This is a genomic window from Rhodococcoides sp. S146-33 (assembly GCF_059489205.1).
In genome coordinates this window covers 1,444,386-1,462,574 of sequence record NZ_JCAJWY010000001.1, presented here as the reverse complement: position 1 = coordinate 1,462,574, position 18,189 = coordinate 1,444,386, and the positions used below count along the sequence as shown (strand labels likewise).

Here is an 18,189-nt window from a genome sequence, read left to right as displayed (position 1 = left end):
CGATTGACGGCATGACCACTCGCGACCGCTTGCTCGGATTGACCGTCGCCGTGCTGTGGGGGCTGAACTTCCTCGCCATCCGCGTCGGGCTCGATCACTTCCCGCCCTTCTTCTTTGCCGCGCTGCGGTTCCTGGTCATCGCCATCCCGGTCGTGCTGTTCGTCCCACGTCCGAACGTCCCACTGAAGTGGTTGCTGCTCTACGGCTTCGGGTTCGGCTTTCTCCAGTTCGCCTTCCTGTTCGCAGCGATGGCCACCGGCATGCCCACCGGATTGGCGTCGCTCGTGCTGCAGTCGTCGGCACCGTTCACCGTCGTTCTCGGCGCAGTTCTGCTAAGCGAACACGTCTCCCGTAGGCAGGCCATCGGCATCGCGATCGCCGTTCTCGGCATGGTGCTCATCGGGTGGGACCGAGCCCAGAACGCCACCCTGCTCCCGGTGATCCTCACCCTGCTCGCCGGGCTCGGCTGGGCGTTCGGCAACCTCGGAAACCGTCTCGCGAAATCCGATTCCCCGATGACGCTGATGCTGTGGATGACCGTCATCCCGCCGATTCCCATGTTGGCGCTGTCGGCGGCAGTCGAGGGCCCGACCACCGGATGGCACGCGCTGGCCGAGTCGTTCGGTCCGCAGGGCTGGCCCGGTCTGGTCGCGTTGGCCTACATCGTGATTCCGGCCACCATCATAGGTAGCGGCCTATGGAGCATTCTGATGAGTCGCAACCCAGCCGGCCTGGTCGCACCGTTCTCACTGCTGGTCCCCGTCGTGGGGATCGCCGGTGCGTGGATCTTCCTCGACGAGAACCCGTCCGTGCTGGCACTGATCGGCGGCGTCGTCGTGATCGGCGGATGCCTCGGGGGTATGGCCGCCCGCCGACCCGTCGAAGTGCTGGAGAAAGCGCCGGTGTGAGGGGCGGGAGTGGAGCCTGCGGAACGACCCAGGGGTAGCGGGAGTGGAGCCTGCGGAACAACCCAGAGGCAGAAACCGCCGACGTGAAACTGCATGCTCTTCTGTGCCAGACTCGGCGCATGGTTGAAGTGGGTGAGCGCAGGCGTATCGGCGCACGGGGCCGCGTGGCATTGCGGGCGGCGGAGCTGGCGACGTGGGCCTCCCGCAAGGCGGGCCGAGGTAAAGGCTCGATGATCGGCGGGCTGATCGCACTCAAGATCGACCCGAACATTCTCGGCGGGCTCGGCCGCGGTCGACGCACCGTCATCGTCACCGGCACGAATGGCAAGTCCACCACCACCAGAATGACCGCTGCAGCCCTGGCCACACTCGGCGACGTCGCCACCCAGGCCGATGGCGCGAACATGGACGCGGGCATCGTCGCGGCGCTGCACGCGCACTTCGACGCCGAACTGGCCGCCCTCGAAGTCGACGAGTTGCACGTTCCCCATGTGTCCGACGCCGTCGAACCAGCTGCCATCGTGTTGCTCAATCTCAGTCGCGATCAGCTCGACCGCGTGGGCGAGATCAACATGATCGAACGCAAGCTGCGTGCCGGTCTGGCCAGGCACCCCGAGACCGTCGTCATAGCCAACTGTGATGACGTCCTCGTCACCTCCGCCGCATTCGATGCACCGAATGTCGTGTGGGTCGCGGCCGGTGGAGGATGGGCAGGCGACTCGGTCAGCTGCCCCCGCACGGGCGAACCCATCCTCTGGGAGGGCGAGCACTGGTACAGCACCGGCAGCGACTTCAAGCGTCCGACGCCGGACTGGTGGCTCGACGACGAGAACCTATACGGTCCCGACGGGCTCGTCCTGCCGATGACGTTGTCGCTGCCAGGAAAAGCCAACCGCGGCAACGCAGCTCAAGCTGTAGCCGCTGCTGTGACGCTCGGAGCAAAGGCCGCCGATGCCGTCGCCGCAGCGTCGAGCGTCGACGAGGTCGCCGGTCGTTACTCCACCATCCAGTACGGATCTCATTCCGTCCGAATGCTTCTCGCCAAGAACCCCGCCGGCTGGCAGGAGGCGCTGTCGATGATCGACCCCACCTGCGACGGACTCGTCATCGCGGTCAACGGCCAGGTACCGGACGGTGAGGACCTGTCGTGGCTGTGGGACGTTCGCTTCGAGCACTTCGAGAACGTCGCGGTGGTTGCCGCCGGTGAACGCGCGACCGACCTCGGGGTACGACTGCTCTACGCGGGCTCGAAGCACACCACCGTCGCAGATCCGTTGCAGGCCATTGCCTCCTGCCCGCCGGGACGGGTCGAGGTACTCGCCAATTACACCGCATTCCGTGATCTCGGTCGCGCGCTGGCACGTGAGGTGAAAGATGTCTGAGTCCACCGTTCGCATCGGCCTCGTTCTGCCCGACGTGATGGGCACCTACGGCGACAACGGCAACGCGCTCATTTTGCGACAGCGGCTGCGCATGCGCGATATCGACGCCGAGGTCGTGCAGATCACCCTCACCGATCCGGTTCCCGATTCACTCGACGTGTATACCCTTGGCGGAGCCGAGGATTCGGCTCAACGACTGGCGACGCGTCACCTCACCCGTTACCCAGGATTGCAGAACGCCGCCGCTCGCGGTGCGCCAGTGCTGGCGATCTGCGCAGCCATCCAGGTACTCGGCCACTGGTACGAAACCTCCGCCGGCGAGCGTGTCGACGGGATCTCGCTGTTCGATGTCACCACCGCACCGCAGGCCACACGTTCGATCGGTGAGGTCGTCACCGAACCGGCGCTCGAGGGCCTCACTCAGAAGCTCACCGGATTCGAGAACCACCGCGGTGGAACAACTCTCGGCCTCGATGCGTCCCCCTTGGCCAAGGTCACCCACGGGGTAGGCAACGGCGTCGGCGACGGACGCGAGGGCGTCGTGCAAGGTTCGGTCCTGGGCACGTACATGCACGGGCCGGTTCTCGCTCGAAACCCGGAGTTGGCCGACTATCTGCTGGAGCGGGCACTGGGAACCACTCTCGCTCCACTCGACCTGCCAGAGGTGGCGCAACTCCGCAAGGAGCGGCTCCGCCGCACGTGAACGAAACTTCGTAGCCCACTACGAATTTCCGCTCACAAGGTGCACCGTTCACACGGGTACGACGCGTCGTCCCATCCCTCTCTGACCAGCACCTCGCGGACCTCGCGATACACCCCGCACGGGTCTTGGGTCACTTCGTGCCAGCCGTACATCAACCGCGGCAGGTTATGTAGCTCGGCGGCATTGTCGCGTCTGCGATCGCGAAAGCGTCGTTGCTTGGCAGCGTGGAAGGCCTGGCCGTCGAGTCTGACGATGAGGTCGCAACTCTCGTAGCAAATATCCTCGAAGAGCTGCCTGCCGTCGACGAACACCGGGGCCTGTCGCTGCGCGGCAGGTAGGCCGTGTGCCTGCTCGACGTCGAGCACGTAACGGTGCTCCAGCGCGGAATGAACCCCGTCGCGCATGAGAGCCAGGGTGTGCAGAATCGGCTTCAGGTAGCGCATCGGTCGCCGAGCCCCGATCTTGCGCGTCATGGCCGCAACGTTCACGCCACCCGAGGACATCGTCGAGACCAATGTGATCGTCGCTTGCCTCGACGTCCGCTCCGCGACGACCAGGTCCAGGACCGTGTCGGCAGTGCTCGTGCGCGCAGGATTCGACTCGATACCGATGTGTCCCATGGCACGGGACCGATGGACGACTACACCTGGATGGATTTGCTCGTTGCTCTCCGAGGTGAAGTTCCGCTTGGCGTGCCTCATCGTCGGTGGCCTGCTGGTCGCCGAGCATCCATAGGGAACGGTGACGTGCACGGGCCCTGGCCCGGGCCTGACCCACCCCCACTCCTCGGCGGCGGTACTGTGGCTGAGCAACGCTCCCCGCCCCGCATACAGCAACGCTGCCGACAGCTGCATCTGACGAGTCAGCGGCCCGTTGGTTACCGATATGACTCCACGAAATACCCTCAGCCACTGACCGGTTTCCACGCAATGGTCGATCGAGTCCTTGTTGACGCCGTGCTCGTACATCTGCTTGGTCGTAATGATTCCGTGCTGAGCGTCCAGTAGCCGCTGCCAGGTACCCGCTGGTCTCGTCCTCATGGACCTCAGAATGGTCGATTCGAGGTGACCGCGTCAGAATCTATCCACAGGCTGTGTACAGCTCGGGGTCGTGAGCACAAATTCGACCCCTGCTACGAAGTTCCATGCACGTGCGGCGAAGCCGCTCTCACATTCGTCGACGTCCGGTCAAAGCGCGGCCCAGCGTCAGTTCGTCGGCAAATTCGAGGTCTCCGCCCATGGGCAGGCCGGAGGCGAGGCGGGTAATGGCCAGGCCGGGGAAGTCGCGCATCATGCGGACCAGATACGTGGCCGTTGCTTCGCCCTCGGTGTTGGGGTCGGTGGCAATGATGACCTCGGTGACGTCCACTCCGTCGTCTTGAGTTCCGACGCGGGTCAACAACTCTCGGATACGCAGCTGATCGGGACCCACTCCGTTCAGCGGATCGAGCGCACCGCCGAGTACGTGGTAGCGCCCCTTGAATTCCCGCGTACGTTCCACGGCCTGAACATCTTTGGGTTCTTCGACGACGCAGATCATCGATCTGTCGCGACGCGAATCCGCGCAGATTCGGCACAATTCCTTGTCCGACACGGTTCCGCAGACGATGCAGAACTGCACGCCGTCACGGATACGCTGCAGCGCGCGCATCAGCCGATCCACCTCGGGAGGCTCGACGCCGAGGAGGTGAAAGGCTATGCGCTGAGCACTTTTCGGACCGACCCCGGGGAACTTGCCGAGCTCGTCGATCAGATCCTGTACTGGACCTTCGTACACCGCCTAGAACCCGGGCAGGCCGGGCATGCCACCGAGACCACCAGCGAGGGGGCCCATCTTCTCGCTCGCGACGGCCTGAGCCGCGCGAGACGCATCGGCGATTGCACCGATCACCAGGTCCTGGAGAGTCTCGATGTCCTCGGGGTCAACGACCTTGGGGTCGATGGTCAGACCGACCACCTCACCGGTCCCTTTGACGGTGGCGACGACGAGTCCACCGCCCGCCTGGCCGGTCACTTCGGTCTCCGCGATCTCCGCCTGCGCCGCCATCAGCTGCTGCTGCATCTGCTGGGCCTGCTGGAGGATCGATGCCATGTCGGGCTGCTCACCGGGTTGCACTGTGCCGTCCTCTCGCGTGGGTTCGAAGCGAACACCAGCGTAGCCGCACCTTGGATCGCTGTGATTCACTGCGCGTCGAATCGACATACCGACCTGAGTGTCCACAATTTCGCGGCAGACACGGGATCGCGCCTGCGGTGACGAATAGTGGACACTCAGCGCAGTGCCTTCCGGCGATGCCGCACGACGGTTCGCCCTCGGTAACGAGGATCAGCGTTGCTCCGCGCGATGGTCGTATCCGGCGGGGAGGAGTTCGCCGGCGAGAACGCTGACGAGGCCGTCGGGCGAATCGATGATCACGCGCATAAGGGGGTAGAGGTCGGCAAATATCTGACGATCCTTGCCGCACGGGCTCTTCACCCCGCGCCCGTGATTGCCGACCGCCACGATGTGAGTCGGCTCGGTCGCACCGGCCGCCCGAGCCGCTGCAAGCGCGACGGTCTCTGCGCACGGGCCACCGGTGAAGTGATAGAGATTCACCCCGGCGAAGGTTCGGCCGTCCGCCACTCTCACCGCCGCACCCATCGTGTGGATGCCGTCTTGGCCAGGAACTGCATCTGTCGACGAATCGATTGTGTGCTCGGCCAGTTCGACCAGCGCCCGTTCTCCGTCGGTCACGGGTTGCGCGGAAGCGAAAGTCACCGCGCAATCCTAAAGCCCCGCGGCTGAACATCTGTCACTACTGAACGCACGTATTCTTACGGAATGGATCAGCCGGCGAGTCACTCTTCTCGCAAGCGCCGGGTGACTCCCGAGACCATGGCCGAAGCGGGCATTGCCCTGACTCTGCCGAAAGTCTCGGTGAAGTCGGTGGCTCAGAGCCTGGGGGTGTCGATCGTCGCGATCTACAACAACATCGACGACCTCTGCGCTCTCAAAGCCCTGGTCGCGGAGGAAATTCTGCGCCGGTGGTCGCCTCCGCTTCCCGGTGACGACGAATCGATGCACGACGCCCTGCTGACTCTCGCCTCCGCGATGCGCGAGCTGGTTCACTCCAACCCGGGCATTGCGGAGTACCTGATCGGTCTGACTCCCAGTTCCATCGACGCCCTTCGGATGGCCGACGCCGTACAGACGCGCTACCGACTGCGGTACGACCTCACCCCCAAGCAGGCGACGTGGGCCGTGATCACCGTCGTCGAGCATGCCGTCGCACTAGCAGAGATCGTCTACAACGATGCCCGTCGCGATCGTGAGTACGACGCCGCGATCGCCGCGCGCACCGACCTCGACACCCTGCCCGGGGCCTACGACACGATCGATCGCGGACCCGACGGGATGTTTCTGTGGTCGATGCGCACCGTGGTGGTGGGAACGTTGGCGCTGATCGAGGCGGGAGACTTCGAGCAGGTCTAGATCAACTCGCGACGCAGGTTCTCCAGCGTCGCGGCCTGGATTTTCTTCAGGCCCAGCGGTGCGAACGTCTTCTCGAAGAATCCGCCGATTCCGCCCGCACCTTTCCACTCCGTCGTCGTGGTGACCGCGGTACCGCTGCCGTCCGGGGCCACCGACCAGGTGGTGACCATGGAGGAGTTGGCGTCACGTTCGGTGATGGTCGATCCGGTGACCGAGACCGTCGCGGCGACAGTGCGCACTCGCTTCTCGGTGGCCTGCAGGGTCCACTTTGCGACCGTTCCGTCGCCCTGACCGCCCTGCACCACCTCGTAGTCGCGGTACTGCTGGGGCAGGATGCGAGGGCGCACGGTCTGGTAGTCGGCGAGAGCGGCAAGTACCCGATCCGGTGTGGTGGCGATGGTGACGGAACTGGATGCACTGACCTGAGCCACGGAAACGTTCTCCTTCGATTGCGAACGGGATGTGGATTCATCCTGCCTCGCCGGGCGGCCACATCCGGCATCGCGTCGAGCAGCATGTGGCGTTCGTCACAAAGGATTTTCAAGCGACCGAAAAAACATGCATGATGCAACCATTTTGTCTGAAATATGACGATTTTCCGCCCTGATTCGGCAACAGTTGCGTGAAGTTTCACCGCTCGGACGCCTCGGCCGGTGGATACCACGCGGTACGAGATATAGCGTCTGTACGTGGCTTCAGTAGATGCTCTTCTCGGACGACGGCCAGAACCGAGGGAGAGCGGTTACGCAGCGCACCGGTCGGGCGTCGAGCAGTTGCTTCGCAGCTATCGAGCGATCCCCACCGATGCGACGGTGCGTCTGGCGAAGAAGACGTCCAACCTGTTTCGGGCCAGGACGACATCGAAGACCCCGGGACTCGACGTGTCCGGCCTGAGCAAGGTCATCACCGTCGATCCGGTGGCAGGCACCGCCGATGTCGCGGGCATGTGCACCTACGAGGACCTCGTCGACGCGACACTTCCCTACGGTCTCGCACCCCTGGTCGTCCCCCAGCTCAAAACGATCACCCTCGGTGGAGCCGTCACCGGCCTCGGCATCGAGTCGACGTCGTTTCGCAGCGGGCTCCCGCACGAGTCGGTGCTCGAAATCGACGTCCTCACCGGCAGCGGCGAGATCGTCACCGCAACGCCCGAGGGCGAACATGCCGACCTCTACTGGGGCTTCCCCAATTCCTACGGCACCCTCGGCTACTCCACTCGGCTGAAGATCCAGCTCGAGCCCGTGCTGCCGTATGTCGCGTTGCGCCACCTACGATTCCACGATCTCGTGACCCTTCAGTCCACGATGGACACGATCGTCACCCGACGCGAATACGACGGCATCGAGGTCCAGTACCTCGACGGTGTGGTCTTCAGCGCCGACGAAAGTTATCTCACGCTCGGCGTTCAGACCGACGAACCCGGGCCGGTCAGCGATTACACCGGGGCAGACATCTTCTACCGCTCGATCCAGCACAATTCGGACACACCGAAGACCGATCGGCTGACCATTCACGACTACCTGTGGCGCTGGGACACCGACTGGTTCTGGTGCTCTCGCGCATTCGGGACCCAGAACCCGACAATTCGACGCTTCTGGCCGCGCAAGTATCGACGCAGCAGCTTCTACTGGAAGCTGATCGGCCTGGACCGTAAGTACGACATCGCCGATCGACTCGAGAAGCGCAAGGGAAATCCGCCGCGCGAACGCGTCGTGCAGGACGTCGAAGTTCCGATCGAACACACCGCGGGCTTCGTGTCGTGGTTCCTCGGCAACATCCCCATCGAGCCGTTGTGGTTGTGCCCGTTGCGACTTCGTGAGCCGGCAGCGCCGGGAGCGAATCCGGCACGGCCGTGGCCCCTGTACCCGCTCGAGCCCAAACGCACGTACGTCAATATCGGCTTCTGGTCCTCGGTACCCATAGTCGCCGGTGAACCCGAGGGTGCGGCGAACCGCGCCATCGAGAAGAAGGTCACCGACTTCGACGGGCATAAATCGCTGTACTCGGACGCTTATTACACCGAGGATGAATTCGCCGTGCTGTACGGCGGCGACAGATACGAAGAACTGAAAAAGAAATACGACCCCGAAACCCGATTGTTGGATTTGTACTCGAAGGCGGTGCAACGCAAATGACGACGTTCAAGGACTCAGGTAATCGAACGGCGAACAGCAACCAGAAACTCAAGATCTCCGAGATCCTGGAACTGATCTCCGATGGCAACATTCCACTGCGTTTCACCGCATACGACGGCAGTACCGCCGGACCCGAGGACGCGAGAATCGGACTCAACCTCAAGAGCCCGCGCGGAACCACTTATCTCGCAACCGCTCCCGGCGATCTGGGCATGGCTCGGGCTTACGTCTCGGGCGATCTGGAGGCCACCGGCGTCCATCCCGGCGATCCGTACGAGTTGCTCGCACTGATGGGTGACGAGCTGCACTTCCGTCGCCCATCTGCGATGACACTGACATCGATCGCGCGGTCGCTCGGCTGGGATGTGTTGCGGCCCATCGCTCCCCCGCCCCAGGAGGCGATTCCGCGGTGGCGTCGTATCGCAGAAGGTTTGCGCCACTCCAAGACCCGGGACGCGGAAGCGATCCATCACCACTACGACGTGTCCAACGCGTTCTACGAGATGGTGCTCGGCCCGTCGATGACGTACACCTGCGCCGCGTTCGAGAACAGCGATCAGTCTCTGGAAGGCGCGCAGGAGAACAAGTATCGGCTGGTGTTCGACAAGCTCGGCCTGAAGCCGGGCGATCGTCTGCTCGACATCGGCTGCGGCTGGGGTTCGATGGTGCGCTACGCCGCGCGCCGCGGCGTCCAGGTCATCGGCGTGACACTTTCCCAGGAGCAAGCGTTGTGGGCGCAGAAGGCGATCGACGAGGAGGGCCTGTCCGAGCTTGCCGAGGTCCGGTTCTCCGATTACCGCGACGTAGCCGAGACCAACTTCGACGCCATCTCGTCGATCGGACTGACCGAGCACATCGGTGTCGGCAACTATCCGTCGTACTTTTCGTTCATCCAATCCAAGCTGCGTGACGGCGGTCGACTCCTCAACCACTCGATCACCCGACCGGACAATCGCGCTCATGCCAAAGCGGGCAGCTTCATCGACCGCTACGTCTTTCCCGACGGAGAGCTCACCGGCTCCGGACGCATCATCACCGAAATCCAGGACGTCGGCCTCGAGGTCCGCCACGAGGAGAACCTCCGTGAGCACTACGCACTGACCCTTGCCAGATGGTGCCGCAATCTCGTCGACAACTGGGACGCCTGCGTCGCCGAAGCCGGTGAGGGAACAGCCCGCGTGTGGGGTCTGTACATGGCCGGGTCCCGCCTGGGGTTCGAGCGCAATGTGGTTCAGCTACACCAGGTCCTGGCCGTCAAGCTCGGACCGAAGGGACAGGCGAACGTGCCACTTCGGCCGTGGTGGGACGGCTGATTCAGCTCCTACCGACCCGTCCCGCGCAGGATTACGCGGGCGGTCTCGACGGGCTGATCCCAGTGCGGGAAGTGTCCGCACTTGTCGAACCAGTGCAGGGTGGCGTCGGGGAATCGCTCCAACGCCACCGTTGCCTGGCTGGGAGTCGTCACCTTGTCCTGGCGGCCCCAGCCGATGAGCAGCGACCCCTGCAACGACCCCTTGGGTGCACCGACCTGCTTCGGCCCGTGGATCAAGGCCTTGCGGGCGGCGTCCAGTGACGGCGAGGTCTTGGCCGAGAAACCCTTCAGCTCCCGTTCGACCAATCCCTTCGGCAACTTCCACGGCGCAGCCGAGAACTGTGCCAGCGCAGCCGTTCTCGTCACCGGATTACCGGCCAGGAACGGCACCAGCGGCTGAACATTCTTCATCAGTGCCAGCGATGCGGTGATCGTGGCTCCGAAGATCTTCACCTGACGGTCGTTCCAGAAGCCGCCGGGATCGAGGGCCACCATCGAGCCCCGGTGACCGCGGCGGCCGAGCTCGACGACCATACGCGCGCCCATCGAGCTGCCCACAAGATCGGCGTCCGACAGTCCCTCGTCGTCGAGATACGTTCGAAGCGCGTCGGTGAGGGACGCGATCGAGACCTCGGGCAGCGGCGGTGTCTGCCCGAATCCGGGCAGATCCAGGGCGATCACCTCTCGATGCGCGGCCAGCGCTGGGACGATGGGGTCCCAGTTTCGGTGTGAGGATCCGAGCCCGTGCACGAGAACAAGCGGCTTACCGCGTCCGGTTCTGACGTTGTACATACCCCGGCATATACCCCTGGACCGTCGATCTACACATTCGGGCTGTAATGCGACGGGTCCGAGCGTCGCTCCACGGGCGGCAGGTTACGAGCCGGTGTGTGCACCAACGGTGCGGTCGCCGACATTCGACCGAGAGCGCGATCCCATCCCGCCCGGCCACGCGGATGCAGTCGACGCCGCGGTGGCACGAGACCGAACACCAGGTTCACTGCTCTACCGAACAGCGCCAACCTCTGCTCGTCCCGCGCAGACCAGCGGTAACCGAGGAGTTCGCGCACCGGCTCGTCGTAGAGCCCGACGGTGATCCAGACGAACAACGCAGCCACCGGACGCCGCACCACCGCCCACACCCACAGCGGTAGCCAGGCCGCGTACGGCGGTGGCCCCAGCTTCGACAGGTCCAGGACCCCGCGGGCGGCCTTGTTGTCTTCCAGCACGTTTCGACACATGTGCAGCCAGTACTGCTGAAACTCGGGCCAGCTCGCGGGCACCGGACGCATACTCATGCCGTAGAGCCGGTACCACTGCACATGCTCGTCGAACAGTTGCACTTTCTGCGCCTCGGTCAGTCCGCCCATGAAACGGTCGGCGGTGAGCACCGTGCCCATGAAGAAGGTGGCGTGCGCCCAGTAGAACGTGTCGGGATCGAGGGCGTGGTACTTGCGGCCCTTGGCGTCGATTCCCTTGATGTTCGTGTGGTAACCGCGCACTTCGAGCGCGGTTTCCTCAGCTCGGTCGCCGTCGAACACCACCCCGCCGATGGGATACAGGGATCGGTACAGGCGCTGCCAGCGCTCGTCGAAGAACGTCGAATGCTGCTCGACACCGGCACCCAGGCCGGGGTGCATGTTCTGCATCGACCCGGACCAGACGCCCTGCAGCATCCCCCGCCAGTCGCCGAAGTATTTCCAGGTGAGCGAATCGGGACCGAGCGGGACCGGGCGATCACTCTGACTACACATGTTGTCAGACTAGGGTTGACAACATGCGTAGTCAACAGTTGGAGGAGCGCAGAACTAAGCGGTACGACGCATTGCTCGCCGCGGGGGTCGAGCTTCTGGGCTCTGCGGACGGTCCGGCCGTCAACGTGCGCGCTGTCTGCCGAACCGCCGGACTGACCGAGCGGTATTTCTACGAGTCCTTCACAGACCGGGACACCTTCGTCCGGGCGGTGTACGCGTGGGTGGGGTCGCGGGCGCGGACAGCCCTGGAGAACGCCATCTCGGACGCGTCGCCCGAGGACACCGTCGCCGCGCCGGTCCGAGCGTTCGTCGAGCTCATCATCGACGAACCTCGAACCGGACGCGTGCTGCTCATCGCGCCGTTGGCGGAACCAGCGCTGAGCCGCCGCGGTCTGGATCTGCTCCCCGGCTTCGTCGAATTGGTGCAGTCTCAACTTCCCGCTGGCGAAGACCGACAGCTGATCGCCGTCGCAACCGTCGGCGCACTGACCGCCCTGTTCATCGGCTACCTGGACGGCACCGTCACCGTCACCCGCGAAGCCCTCGTGGCGCATTGCATTCGGCTGATTTCCGATGCCTCCGTGCGAGGATGACACCACCTCTAACCGAAGGAGTTCTTCCATGTCCGATCTCGATCAGTCGTTCGCCGACGCGCAGGTAGACGTCAAGAAGCTCACCTCCAAGCCGAGCAACGACGATCTGCTGAGCCTGTACTCGCTGTACAAGCAGGGTTCGATCGGCGATGCCACGGGTAAGCGTCCCGGACGGCTGGACATGGTGAACCGTGCGAAGTTCGATGCCTGGGCGAAGCTCGAAGGTACGAGCCAGGATTCGGCGAAGCAGCAGTACGTGGATCTGGTGACCAAGCTCCTCGCCGGCTGAGCCTACGGCTATGGTCGAGTGCGGGGGTTAACGCAACGAAGGGACCCGCATGAGACGCACCGACAGCGACGTCGACGAGGCCGATCTCGACATCGAGAAGCCGAAGACGCATGCGGCGGGCGCGACCGCCGTCGCGGTGTCGATGAAGCGCGCGCTGGGACACATGGGTCCGGTGCGCACTGCGCAGACGCTGCTCAAGCTCAACCAGGCCGAGGGCTTCGACTGCATGAGTTGCGCGTGGCCGGATCCCGATCCCGGCCACCGCCATGCCGCAGAGTTCTGCGAGAACGGTGCCAAGGCCGTCGCCGAGGAGGCGACGACAACGCGGGCGACCCCGGAGTTCTTCGCGCAGCACAGCATTGCCGAGCTGGACTCCCACACCGAACACTGGCTCGGACAGCAAGGCCGAATCACGCACCCGATGATCAAGCTGCCCGGCGGCAGCCATTACGAGCCCATCGAATGGGACGACGCGTTTCGCTTGATCGGTGACGAGTTGAAGAGCCTGGCCAGTCCGGACGAGGCCATCTTCTACACCTCGGGTCGCGCCTCCAACGAGTCCGCATTCACGTACCAGTTGTTCGCGCGGTCGTTCGGGACCAACAACATGCCCGACTGCTCCAACATGTGTCACGAGTCGACGTCCATCGCTCTGCAGGAATCCATCGGCATCGGCAAGGCCAGCGTCACGCTCGACGACGTTCATACCGCCGAACTGATCATCCTGGCCGGCCAGAATCCCGGCACCAATCACCCCCGTATGCTCTCGGCCCTCGAAATGGCGAAGCAGAACGGCGCAAAGATCCTGTCCATCAACCCCCTTCGCGAAGCGGGTCTGCTGAACTTCAAGAACCCGCAGACCCCGCGCGGCATGGTGGGACCGGGAACGGATCTATCGGATCTGCACCTCTCCATCAAGATCAACGGCGATCTCGCACTCTTCCAGGCCATCGGCTCGCTGCTGGTGCAATGGGACGCACTCGATCACGAGTTCATCGACGACTACACCGTCGGCTTCGACGCGTGGAAGGCGCACGTTGCCGAGGTCGATTGGGATCTCGTCACCGAGGTCACCGGATTGTCGGTAGCGCAGATCACCGAAGCCGCCGAGATGCTACGCGACTCCAAGGCCACCGTGTTCTGCTGGGCGATGGGCCTGACACAGCACCGCAACGCTGTCGCCACCATCAAGGAAGTCACCAATCTTGCGTTCGCGCAAGGCAACATCGGCAAGGCCGGTGCCGGTCTACTGCCGGTTCGTGGCCACTCGAACGTGCAGGGCGACCGCACGATGGGTATCTGGGAGCGCCCCCCGGTGGCTTTCCTCGACGCGATGGCCGCCGAGTTCGACTTCGAGCCGCCGCGTGAGAACGGCTTGGACACGGTCGACTCCATCCGTGCCATGCGCGACGGCAAGGCCCATTTCTTCCTCGGACTCGGCGGCAACTTCGTCCAGGCCACACCCGACAGTGACGTGACGTTCCAGGCGCTGCGCAAGATGCGCATGACGGTTCAGATCTCCACCAAGATCAACCGATCCCACCTCGTCTGCGGTGAGACCGCCCTGATTCTGCCTACCTTGGGTCGCACCGAGAAGGACGTGCAAGCGAGTGGAGACCAGTGGATCTCGGTCGAGGATTCGACGTGCTCGGTGCATTCGTCCCGTGGCCCACTGAAGCCGGCGAGCCCCCACCTGCGCTCGGAGGTTGCGATCGTCAGCGGTATCGCCGAGGCGACACTCGGTGACCGATACGGCCTCGACTGGAAGGGTTTCCGCGACGACTACCGCAACATTCGCAAGCACATCTCGCGTGTCGTCGCTGGCTGCGAGGGCTACGAGGTCAATGTTCGACGCCCCGGCGGCTTCGTTCTTCCGCACCCGCCCCGCGACAGTCGGACCTTCGAAACCAAGAGCGGCCGTGGCGAATTCGCGGTGTCACCGATCGACGTGCTGCAGGTTCCGCCGGGCCATCTCATCCTGCAGACGCTGCGCAGCCACGATCAGTTCAACACCACGATCTACGGCCTCAGCGATCGCTACCGCGGCATCGAGAACGGCCGACGCGTCATTTTCGTGCACCGAGAAGACATTTCCACGCTCGGCTTCCGCAACGGCGACATGGTCGACCTGGTCGCCAAGTGGGACGACGACGACATCGAACGATGCGCGCCGTCCTTCCGCATCGTCGAGTACGACACCCCACGTGGGTCGGCTGCCGCGTACTACCCGGAAACAAACCCGCTGATCCCGCTGGATTCGACTGCGCTGCACAGCAACACCCCCACCTCCAAGTCCGTGATCATCTCGATGGTCCCGGCGGGGACGGGTGTGCAGGGTACGGCCAACGGCCATCAGGACAACGAGGGCTCGGACGAGGGGCACAAGTCGCACCCGCAGCCGCACCACTTGAGCTGACCGAACTCAGCTGAACGACCGAACCAGGACCGCCGCGTCGGTGAATTGATGTCGCATCAGTTCACCGGCGGCTCGGTGGTCCGATCGACGCATTGCCTCGATCAGTTCGTCGTGTCCGCGCACCGCCCGTTGTCCCCACTCGGCGTTCGACGCATGCAGATGCGTCGGGGTGTATTTGACGGCACCCAGCAGAAACCACGCCAATGTGGTGCCGCCCGCGATTTTGTTGATGGCGCGATGGAACTCGAACTCACACCGTTCGACGGCTTCGGCGTCGGCGCGTGTCACGGCCTCGCGTAGGTCGTCGTTGAGGGCAGTCAACTGCTGGAGATGCTCCGCCGTGACCCGCCCGGATGCCCGTTCGGCCAACGCCGCAGCAATCGTGCCCTGCAACCAGAAGATGTCGTCGATGTCCTGTTGTGTCAGTTCCACGACTCGGTAGCCGCGATTCGGCACCTGTTCCACCAGTCCCTCACCACGCAACGCCACGAGTGCTTCGCGGACCGGAGTGGCACTGACACCCAGCTCGGCCGCCGCTTCTTCGATCCGCACGAACGAGCCGGGCCGCAGGACTCCCGTGACGATCCGTTGGCGAATGCGGCCGGCGACGTCCTCGGACAACTGGGGTCGGCGGGGCATCGAACGCTTCGAGGACGCAGCTCGGGTCAGATCGAGAGTCATGAATCTGCTCCTGCTCTTGCACGGCCGGGCAGCGGGGTTGTAGCAACCGAAGGTGACGCATAGTGTGGCCTGGACAACATTGAATCACATCAAATATATGTGATGCGATCTGCTGGAGGATTGAACCCGTGACGGACCAGATCGAACGAACGAACGACGCCACATTCGAAAGCCTCGACCCCAGAACGGGAACCGCCCTCTCCACCTACCCGGTCGCGGATTCCGCCGACGTGGCCGCGGTCGTCGGGCGCGCTCGGTCGGCCGCGCGGTGGTGGGACGCCCAGGGTTTCGCCGGACGCAAGCGTTGGCTGCTGGAATTCAAATCCGCCGTTGCCCGCGACGCCGCGAGCTTGGCCACGGTCATCGCCGCCGAAACGGGTAAACCCGACGAGGACTCGCTGCTCGAGGTCATGCTGGGCGTCGAACATCTCGATTGGGCTGCGCGCAATGCCGAGAAGACTCTCCGGCAGCGCAAGGTCGGATCGGGTCTGCTCGCCGTCAATCAGAAGGCGTACGTGGGATACCGCCCCTTCGGTGTCGTCGGGGTCATCGGACCGTGGAACTACCCGCTCTACACCCCGATGGGTTCGATCGCCTACGCACTGGCCGCAGGCAACACCGTCGTGTTCAAGCCGAGCGAACTCACCCCGGGTGTCGGAGTGTGGCTGGCCGAGAAATGGGCATCGCTGGCCGTTCCGCATCCGGTCTTCCAGACAATCACCGGCGACGGTTCCACCGGTACGGCCCTGGTCGAATCCGGCGTCGACAAGATCGCCTTCACCGGGTCCACCGCCACGGCCAAGAAGGTGATGGCCACGTGCGCGAAATCGTTGACGCCGTTGATCGCCGAATGCGGCGGCAAGGACGCGATGCTCGTCGACTCCGACGCGAACATCGCGGCCGCAGTCGAGTTCGCGACGTTCGGCGCGATGGGCAATGCCGGCCAGACCTGCGCGGGCGTCGAACGTATCTACGTTGCCGCACCGGTGTACGACCGGTTCGTCGGTGAATTCACCGCCGCCGTGCGGGCATTGAAGCCCGGTGGAACCAAGACCTCGTCCTACGGCCCGATGACTTTGGGCAAGCAGAGCGAGATCGTTCGAGGCCAGATCGAGGACGCATTGGCCAAGGGCGGCAAAGCCGTTGTCGGCGGTCTCGATTCGCTGCACGGGCCGTACATCGACCCGGTGATCCTGACCGATGTACCCGAGGATTCCACCGCCATCACCGAGGAGACCTTCGGCCCGACAGTCGTGGTCAACAAGGTGCGAGATCTGGACGAGGCCATCGAGCGGGCCAATGCCTCCAAGTACGGACTCGGTGCCTCGGTGTTCACCCGGGACGACGCAGTGGGGAAGCGTGCCGCGGAGAAGCTCGATTGCGGAGTGGTGACGGTCAATTCGGTGCTCGGCTTCGCCGGGGTTCCGGCGCTACCGTTCGGCGGCACCGGAGACTCCGGATTCGGCCGGATCCATGGGGCCGACGGCCTGCGTGAGTTCAGCACCGTCAAGTCGATGACGGTGCAGAGCTTTGCCGCTCCGGTGAATCTGTTGACGATGAAGCGCAAGGCACGAAACATGAAGCTCTCGGTTCTGGCACTGAAGCTTCGGCACGGACGAGGCTGATCATGGAGGTCACGCCGAAGAAGGGGCGATTCGGCTGGCTCGCGCGCATAGAGGAACTCGACCCGGTGCGGGATTGCCATACGATTCACCGCATCACCGCCGGGTACGAGTTCCCGTGGGACTATCAGCGCGCCCTCGAATTTGCGCTGTTCCGTACGTATTGCGTGCCGACGATTTCCGCGTTGCTCGCCGCGACGGGCGAGTTCGAGAAGCGCCCACAGAAGCGCTACGACGACACCTCTCTGTTGATGTCGGAAATGCTCGAACACGGATACGACTCGGAGCGGGGGCGAGAATCGCTTCGGATGGTCAATCGGATGCACGCGCAGTACGACATCTCGAACGACGACATGCTCTACGTGCTGACGACGTTCATCTACGAGCCGATCGAGTGGATCGACACCTACGGGTGGCGTCGTCTGCATCCCAAGGAGCGTCTCGCCACGTTCCACTTCTACCGCGAAGTGGGAAAGAGGATGGGCATCAGGGAGATTCCCGAGTCGTACACCGAGCTTGCCCAGTTCGAGCTCGACTACGAGGAACGCACGTTCCGGTTCAGTGAAGACAATCGACGCATCGGCAACTACACCCTCGATCTCTACTGCTCCTGGTTCCCCGCTGCGCTCACGCCCGCGGTGAAGCAGGGAGTGTTTGCGCTGCTGGACGACCGGATGGCCCACGCCTTCGGCTTTCCTGCAGGCTCGCCCGCCGTGGAACGAGTTGCGGTACGGGCGCTGCGCGCCAGGGCCCGCATCGAACGGTTCCTACCCACGAGAAAGCACTCACGCACGACAGCCGACCCGAGCAACAAGACTTATCCCGGCTATCCCGTCGGGTACAGCCCGCGAGATCTGGGCACCGCGGCTACACCGCCGATTCGCAATTGCCCGGTGACAACGGCGTCACTGCGAACTCGATAG

General features: G+C 64.0%; 19 protein-coding genes. 11 read left to right on the top strand and 8 right to left on the bottom strand.

Features of this window, described 5'->3' with window-relative positions; translation table 11 throughout:
• Nucleotides 1-11 precede the first annotated feature (11 nt).
• The 3 genes from AC5WEY_RS06990 to AC5WEY_RS06980 all read left to right on the top strand — a co-directional run bounded on the left by AC5WEY_RS06990 (nt 12) and on the right by AC5WEY_RS06980 (nt 2,993).
• Nucleotides 12-908: an EamA family transporter gene (locus tag AC5WEY_RS06990; RefSeq protein WP_495645235.1), complete on the top strand. Its 897-nt coding sequence runs from the start codon at nt 12-14 to the stop codon at nt 906-908.
• 119 nt (nt 909-1,027) lie between these two features.
• The gene (locus tag AC5WEY_RS06985; protein ID WP_495645234.1) at nt 1,028-2,290 is read left to right on the top strand and encodes a Mur ligase family protein; all 1,263 of its coding nucleotides are present in this window, start codon (nt 1,028-1,030) and stop codon (nt 2,288-2,290) included.
• The gene (locus tag AC5WEY_RS06980) at nt 2,283-2,993 is read left to right on the top strand and encodes a type 1 glutamine amidotransferase (protein WP_495645233.1); all 711 of its coding nucleotides are present in this window, start codon (nt 2,283-2,285) and stop codon (nt 2,991-2,993) included. The genes AC5WEY_RS06985 and AC5WEY_RS06980 overlap by 8 nt, the downstream gene beginning before the upstream one ends.
• Before the next feature lie 32 nt (nt 2,994-3,025).
• On the opposite strand, the gene AC5WEY_RS06975 is transcribed toward AC5WEY_RS06980, so the two are convergent.
• The 4 genes from AC5WEY_RS06975 to AC5WEY_RS06960 form a co-directional block, all read right to left on the bottom strand.
• A complete protein-coding gene (locus AC5WEY_RS06975) occupies nt 3,026-4,033 on the bottom strand; it encodes a type IV toxin-antitoxin system AbiEi family antitoxin domain-containing protein (RefSeq protein ID WP_495645232.1) in 1,008 nt (335 codons plus the stop codon).
• 127 nt (nt 4,034-4,160) lie between these two features.
• Nucleotides 4,161-4,769: a recombination mediator RecR gene (gene recR, locus AC5WEY_RS06970; RefSeq protein WP_032379989.1), complete on the bottom strand. Its 609-nt coding sequence runs from the start codon at nt 4,767-4,769 to the stop codon at nt 4,161-4,163.
• Nucleotides 4,770-4,772: 3 nt separating this feature from the next.
• Nucleotides 4,773-5,084, bottom strand: coding sequence for a YbaB/EbfC family nucleoid-associated protein (locus AC5WEY_RS06965; protein ID WP_217901741.1), 312 nt, complete (start codon nt 5,082-5,084; stop codon nt 4,773-4,775).
• A 234-nt stretch (nt 5,085-5,318) separates the two neighbouring features.
• Entirely contained in the window at nt 5,319-5,750 is a 432-nt protein-coding gene (locus AC5WEY_RS06960) for a cytidine/deoxycytidylate deaminase family protein (protein ID WP_495645231.1), read from the bottom strand.
• A gap of 63 nt (nt 5,751-5,813) precedes the next feature.
• Between AC5WEY_RS06960 and AC5WEY_RS06955 the strand changes: the two genes are divergently transcribed.
• The gene (locus AC5WEY_RS06955) at nt 5,814-6,464 is read left to right on the top strand and encodes a TetR/AcrR family transcriptional regulator (protein ID WP_495645230.1); all 651 of its coding nucleotides are present in this window, start codon (nt 5,814-5,816) and stop codon (nt 6,462-6,464) included.
• Here the strand turns inward: AC5WEY_RS06955 and AC5WEY_RS06950 are convergent.
• Nucleotides 6,461-6,895: an SRPBCC family protein gene (locus AC5WEY_RS06950; RefSeq protein ID WP_495645229.1), complete on the bottom strand. Its 435-nt coding sequence runs from the start codon at nt 6,893-6,895 to the stop codon at nt 6,461-6,463. The two genes, AC5WEY_RS06955 and AC5WEY_RS06950, sit on opposite strands and share 4 nt — an antisense overlap.
• A 258-nt stretch (nt 6,896-7,153) precedes the next feature.
• On the opposite strand from AC5WEY_RS06950, the gene AC5WEY_RS06945 reads away from it, so the two are divergent.
• Both AC5WEY_RS06945 and AC5WEY_RS06940 read left to right on the top strand, forming a co-directional pair.
• Nucleotides 7,154-8,599 carry an FAD-binding oxidoreductase gene (locus AC5WEY_RS06945; RefSeq protein ID WP_057477173.1) on the top strand — a complete coding sequence of 482 codons (1,446 nt, stop codon included), beginning with the start codon at nt 7,154-7,156 and terminating at the stop codon, nt 8,597-8,599.
• The gene (locus AC5WEY_RS06940) at nt 8,596-9,912 is read left to right on the top strand and encodes a class I SAM-dependent methyltransferase (RefSeq protein WP_495645228.1); all 1,317 of its coding nucleotides are present in this window, start codon (nt 8,596-8,598) and stop codon (nt 9,910-9,912) included. Before AC5WEY_RS06945 ends, AC5WEY_RS06940 begins: the two co-directional genes overlap by 4 nt.
• An 8-nt stretch (nt 9,913-9,920) precedes the next feature.
• On the opposite strand, the gene AC5WEY_RS06935 is transcribed toward AC5WEY_RS06940, so the two are convergent.
• Nucleotides 9,921-10,703 (bottom strand): alpha/beta fold hydrolase, encoded by a 783-nt coding sequence (locus AC5WEY_RS06935; protein ID WP_495645227.1) that lies wholly within the window; start codon nt 10,701-10,703, stop codon nt 9,921-9,923.
• 29 nt (nt 10,704-10,732) lie between these two features.
• Complete coding sequence (locus AC5WEY_RS06930; protein WP_495645226.1) at nt 10,733-11,665, bottom strand: oxygenase MpaB family protein; 933 nt, start codon at nt 11,663-11,665, stop codon at nt 10,733-10,735.
• 23 nt (nt 11,666-11,688) lie between these two features.
• Between AC5WEY_RS06930 and AC5WEY_RS06925 the strand changes: the two genes are divergently transcribed.
• The 3 genes from AC5WEY_RS06925 to AC5WEY_RS06915 are packed head-to-tail and all read left to right on the top strand — an operon-like array spanning nt 11,689 to nt 14,963.
• The gene (locus AC5WEY_RS06925; RefSeq protein WP_495645225.1) at nt 11,689-12,258 is read left to right on the top strand and encodes a TetR/AcrR family transcriptional regulator; all 570 of its coding nucleotides are present in this window, start codon (nt 11,689-11,691) and stop codon (nt 12,256-12,258) included.
• Between the two features lie 28 nt (nt 12,259-12,286).
• Nucleotides 12,287-12,547 carry an acyl-CoA-binding protein gene (locus AC5WEY_RS06920; RefSeq protein WP_057477178.1) on the top strand — a complete coding sequence of 87 codons (261 nt, stop codon included), beginning with the start codon at nt 12,287-12,289 and terminating at the stop codon, nt 12,545-12,547.
• A gap of 49 nt (nt 12,548-12,596) precedes the next feature.
• Nucleotides 12,597-14,963: an FdhF/YdeP family oxidoreductase gene (locus AC5WEY_RS06915; protein WP_495645224.1), complete on the top strand. Its 2,367-nt coding sequence runs from the start codon at nt 12,597-12,599 to the stop codon at nt 14,961-14,963.
• 6 nt (nt 14,964-14,969) lie between these two features.
• Here AC5WEY_RS06915 and AC5WEY_RS06910 read toward each other — a convergent pair whose 3' ends face one another.
• On the bottom strand, nt 14,970-15,644 hold the full coding sequence (locus AC5WEY_RS06910; RefSeq protein ID WP_495645223.1) for a GntR family transcriptional regulator: 675 nt from the start codon (nt 15,642-15,644) through the stop codon (nt 14,970-14,972).
• Nucleotides 15,645-15,751: 107 nt separating this feature from the next.
• Here AC5WEY_RS06910 and AC5WEY_RS06905 point away from each other — a divergent pair, with 107 nt between their 5' ends.
• Complete coding sequence (locus tag AC5WEY_RS06905; protein WP_495645547.1) at nt 15,752-17,269, top strand: aldehyde dehydrogenase family protein; 1,518 nt, start codon at nt 15,752-15,754, stop codon at nt 17,267-17,269.
• Nucleotides 17,270-17,271: 2 nt separating this feature from the next.
• A complete protein-coding gene (locus AC5WEY_RS06900; protein WP_495645222.1) occupies nt 17,272-18,189 on the top strand; it encodes an oxygenase MpaB family protein in 918 nt (305 codons plus the stop codon).